Origin of the sequence: Microbulbifer jejuensis (genome assembly GCF_047289955.1) — a bacterium.
Lineage (GTDB): Bacteria > Pseudomonadota > Gammaproteobacteria > Pseudomonadales > Cellvibrionaceae > Microbulbifer.
In genome coordinates this window covers 1-5,132 of sequence record NZ_JBLBUB010000060.1, presented here as the reverse complement: position 1 = coordinate 5,132, position 5,132 = coordinate 1, and the positions used below count along the sequence as shown (strand labels likewise).

Genomic DNA, 5,132 nt, shown 5'->3' with positions numbered 1-5,132 from the left:
AGATTGTGCTGTTCCAGCAGGTGGCGGAACTTCAGGATGGTCGTTTCGTCCGGCAGGCTGTCGGATAGGCGCAGGCCCGCAAAGCGACGCATAGACTCAATCTCATACAGTGCATCCTCCATAGCCGGGTCGCTGAGGTTGTAAAACAGCTGCATGCAGTGGATACGCAGCATCACAGTCAACGGGTATGGGCGGCGCCCGTTACCGACCCTCGGATAAACCGGCAAAATGCGCTTTTCGAGTTTCTTCCATGGGATTAGGGCATCCATTTTGGCAAGGAACTTCTCGCGACGAGTCTGACGCTTCTTATTACTGTATTCAGCTTCGGCAAAAGTCAGTTGGGACATTGGGTTCTGCATACTGTTGAATTTGGATCATTATATCGGAATCGAGAGACTTAATCAGAGTTTCCCTAGGTTATCCCAATCCCGGTTACTCAAGAGACCCAAGTTGCAGCTAGGATGCCAATCGAAACACGTCCATCCTCTCTGGATTCTGACTGTCGATGATGAATTTTGCCAAGCTACTGTCCTGAGAACTACCCAAGAGAAATTCTTGGACGATTTTCAGTATTCTATTCAGTTAGAAGTTCCGGTCAAAAAAATACAATGACATTGTCCTTGTCTTGTCTTGTCTTGTCTTGTCTTGTCTTGTCTTGTCTTGTCTTGTCTTGTCTTGTCTTGTCTTGTCTTGTCTTGTCTTGTCTTGTCTTGTCTTGTCTTGTCTTGTCTTGTCTTGCAGGCCGAGCTTGGGGCTGCGCGTCGTTAATGGGCAAGCTTCTCTGATAAAAAGATGGTAGTCACAAGGTGCCCAGCAGTTTTATGTTCACGAATGGTTATCGTGCACTTTTTTCAGCTCATACCAAAACGATCAAGCGGGTATCGTAACCACAATTTTTCCCTGGTGTTCCGCCCTGCCAAAATGGCGAAACGCATCGGCCAGTTGATTTAATGTGTAAGGGCCGTCGATAACGGGGGTCAGTTTACCTGCCTCGAAAAGTTCATTGATATAGGCCAAATCGCGATTCGCTCGCAAAACAATAATGCGAGTTTGTTTTCCGGTTAACCATTGAATGGGTTTTCCGAATAAAGCGACTTGCAGCAAACGTGGGACACGCCCACCCACCGTTGCGTAAACCCCGCTGGGCTTGAGCGCACGCAAATAGACAAACGAAGAGCGGTTTGTTTTGGCATCGACAATTAAATCGTATTCCCGACCGCTTTGGGTGAAATCCTCTTGGGTATAGTCAATAACGTGGTCAAACCCAATCCGGCGCATAAGTTCCAATTTTCCAGTACTATCAACGCCGGTGACCTCAACATCGAATTGCTTGGCAAATTGAATACCAAAGGTGCCCACTCCGCCTCCGGCACCGTTGATAAGGACTTTCTGTCCATCTTTTAAGGGCAGGATATCGAACAAGCCTTGCAGCGCCAGCATCCCGGCCTGGGGGATCGCCGCGGCCTGCTCGAAGGACATGCCTATTGCCATCTTGGCCACCTGGTTTTGCAGTGCACAAACATAATCGGCAAATCCACCAAATCGACCCGCCAGGTCACCATACACGTCATCACCCGGTTTAAAACATGTGACCGCCTTACCGACAGCTTCGACACGACCCGCAATGTCGGAGCCAAGTATGTTCATCTTTTTCGGTTTAAAAATTCCGTTAATTAATCGGTTGACCGCATCACCGTTGAGCAAGCCCCAGTCCCAGTCGTTAATTGACGTGGCGTGCACACGGATTAAGACTTCTGTGTCTTTCGGCACGGGTTTGTCCACATCTCTAAGCTGAAGTACGTCGGGGGATCCATATTGGGTATAGATTGCAGCTTTCATGCTGTGTTCTCTTAATTGCCGTGAGGGTATAGGAATTATAAACTACCTATTTATCCTTGATTCAAAGTATTCTACTCGAACTTCCTGAAGTTGTTTACTGATCAAGTCCCAGGTTTTAAGTTGAGAGCATTCAAAGTTAATCATTTTTTATTCGGTTTGACTGAAAAGTCCTGGAGAATGCTTCGCGAAACGTAAGTCGCTCCATCGGTCCGCTGTAAGATGTGGAAGTTGGCAGTGGTTGGGTCACTTTGTCAATCGGATAGACGAATCTGCGAAGGATCGAACAGCCTGACCTGAGCTGGTTCCCTCTCTGGCGGCAGAGTATGGCTAAACCGAAGAAGGATGCTTATATTCTATATTCCTCCGATCTCCACCTTACACTGCACGCCTTACCCTGATATGTCCCGGTCATATTCCTTTGCTAGAAAGGCTTGCATACCCCTATGGGACGGCCTTGAAATGTTCAAAAAAAATCTATCTGTTTTACTCCTGTTCTTTTCCATTGCAGCAGGACTCACTTGAGCAGAAAGCACGGAAATTGGCGCCAAACACACCCTGGTGATTGCACACAGCTGGAGACTTGCAGCCAAGACAGTTTCTTCAATCGTAATTATTGAATCAAGCACAGCCTCCCTTAGCAAGCTCAGCCATGCTTAACTGAGCTTAACACTATTAACAGTAGCGGAGCCATTCACTAAAGATCATAAGTAGTAGAAGCTATTCCCCATCTCCTATCGATTTACTTTCATCGATACTGACCAAAAGTGGAATATCTAATACAACTCCGGCCGAAGAGGCATTATTACCTTGAGATTTTTCATCTAAATCTCTCTCCAAAGCGGCAGCGTATACTCGTAAAACTGGAATTGGAGATTTTGCGCCAACAGGCAAAGCGATTGCCAGTACGCCTCGGGTTGAATTCAAACTATTAATGCCCTCATCTTGCAAACGGGTAGCCAGTTCGGAAACCAGTGCTCTGCGTGATTTGGCATCTCTAGGATCTAGATTTAATCCATAGCCACTCAAGTCTGCCCAACCCGAAACAGATGCAGTATTAATTCCCTGGTCGTCTATTGTTACTTTGAGACGGCCTGGCCCGGGTATCCAACCCAGCCCTCCTTTAACAAATAAACCGCGAGGGAAAGAAACCAATTTTTCCACTGGCAAGAAACCACTACTACCAGCACCATCAGAATAGGCCATATTCACAGTCTTCACCGGGTAGGGGTTACTAGCATTGCTTGGTGCAGTTGGAATTTCTTCTTCGGATATACCAAAGATATCTATCAGAAATTTTTTAGCTGCATAAAAAGCTTCTTGGTTAGAAATTTCCACCTTTTTAGCTGGCCCGAAGGCGGGCCGGTCGCTGAATCGAATATCAGCCAATGACAAATTGTTATTAAAGCTAAACTTTGAATATTCTTCTTCTCCATTCGAAGAACCGCTGACCACATCGCACTGGCCCTGAGGATAAAGCTCTTTATCACATTCCTTCCCATAAACCACATCCTTTCCTTTGAAAAGATAATTCACAGCTTTATTTCCATCAAAGGTTTCATACAGAGAATTTCCACGATTTGGTTGTAACATTTGTGTGAGCAACTCTACATTATTCTCACCCAGAACTTTCGGCATATCTCTTTCAATAATATACTCGAGATCCTCTCTGGAAAGATCTTTGTCGTTCCCAGGATTATCTTGGGCCTGGGCAAAAACTGCTGGCATACAAAAAAGCGCTATAAGATATAAAGTCTTGCCCATGACAATCAGATTAGTTTTCATTTGACCATTCCTTATATGAATTAAGTGGAGTTGCTAGTTGGGATTGAATGCTGTCTCACCAATAGGATTACATTTACGGATATACTTATACGCATACCAATTTTTTCCATTTGGATCAGAATATACATTGTTATAGCGCTCATTGTTTAATCGATTGACCACGCTAATTATTGTGGAAGAGATACTGTATGCAACTGGACATTGTTCTTGACAGCTCCCAAACCAGTTAAAAGGATCATTCCAATTACAATCAACAGTTGAGTCGTACATATTGTTGACCCATGCGCTAGACATAGAAATCGAATGTGCATCATCAGCGAAATTTTTGTAGTCATTCGCAAAAGAAGGAGAAATCCACATAACCCCATGAAAGCCATCCCATTGATGAGCGCGTCGGCCGTTTACCGAAGTGTCGGAAACATCGTACATAGCTTCGCGGATACCGGATAAATTATCATCGTCAGCGCTATAAGAAGAAGAAAAATGAATAAATTCTAAATCGAAATCGCCAACTGCCATATCCGTTGCAGTTCCACCCGCATCCAGTTTGCAATGTCCAGACCAGGGTCTACGCATTGTTCCAGCCCAATGATCTCCACTATCTGAACCGTGGGTGGCTATCATCGCCGCATCGGCTTCATCAAGGAAATTATGATCGTTACACCCTGTTATAATATCGGGATCACAAAAACGCTTAATAGTCATAAAGCCATTTGTATACTGACCGTCTTTGATATGACCTTTTGCCCCCATTTTGTCGTACCATCGATCAACCATATTATCCCAGAATGCCATATCATTACCATTACAGCCGCCAGCTGCGGCAGGAATAAAGTCACTGATCGCAAAAACTTTTGCCTCCATAGCAAATACATTCATACTATTAAAATATGTTGCAGCTGAAATAATCACAATCAGATTAGAAACTCGCCTGATATATTTAATCACTTTACATTCTCCCTCTTGATTGATCTAACTGTGGATTGAATAAGAGTCAATTAATCCATTCCGATTTATGCTTATGATTCGGAAAAACAAAAACTCCAAGCGAAGGATTAATACCAACACTTGCAAAAGGTAATACAGAGTCAAAGATAAGAACCGGACATTAATTTGATGCTTGGCACAAAATACAACGCAATCCACCCCTCAGTGACAAAACTGATTGTCACCGGAAGGATCATAAGGGCTGTTCTTTTCTCTAGATGGCGCAGCCCTATTAAGGCAGAAAATTATCCTGGACAACTATTAAATAGTTGTTCCACTTTGACATCATTGACTCTGCTTTCACCATACCCGGATTCAATCTTGAGCTAACCAGTGAGCATCTGGTTATTTAGTGATAGAGAAAGACGGCGAAAACATGCCTAGATTCAACTTGTAAGTGCATATCTCAATGGAGCTAGAAAAAGCGGCCAGTTGCCCGTAGGCTTCTCGCTTTTTCTCCGGCAAGAGTTATGCAATGAGACACTACAAGCAACTGACCTATGAGCAAAGATGCCAGATTGAGG

At 44.3% G+C, this 5,132-nt stretch carries 4 protein-coding genes; all 4 read right to left on the bottom strand.

What is annotated here, in order from left to right; translation table 11 throughout:
- The coding region (locus tag ACL7TT_RS20310; protein ID WP_413398004.1) for a transposase at window positions 1-347 on the bottom strand (347 nt) is incomplete at its 3' end.
- A gap of 523 nt (window positions 348-870) precedes the next feature.
- Window positions 871-1,839 (bottom strand): NAD(P)-dependent alcohol dehydrogenase, encoded by a 969-nt coding sequence (locus ACL7TT_RS20305; RefSeq protein ID WP_413398003.1) that lies wholly within the window; start codon window positions 1,837-1,839, stop codon window positions 871-873.
- 717 nt (window positions 1,840-2,556) lie between these two features.
- Window positions 2,557-3,621 (bottom strand): hypothetical protein, encoded by a 1,065-nt coding sequence (locus ACL7TT_RS20300; RefSeq protein ID WP_413398002.1) that lies wholly within the window; start codon window positions 3,619-3,621, stop codon window positions 2,557-2,559.
- A gap of 33 nt (window positions 3,622-3,654) precedes the next feature.
- Window positions 3,655-4,569: a hypothetical protein gene (locus ACL7TT_RS20295; RefSeq protein ID WP_413398001.1), complete on the bottom strand. Its 915-nt coding sequence runs from the start codon at window positions 4,567-4,569 to the stop codon at window positions 3,655-3,657.
- Between the last annotated feature and the right edge of the window lie 563 nt (window positions 4,570-5,132).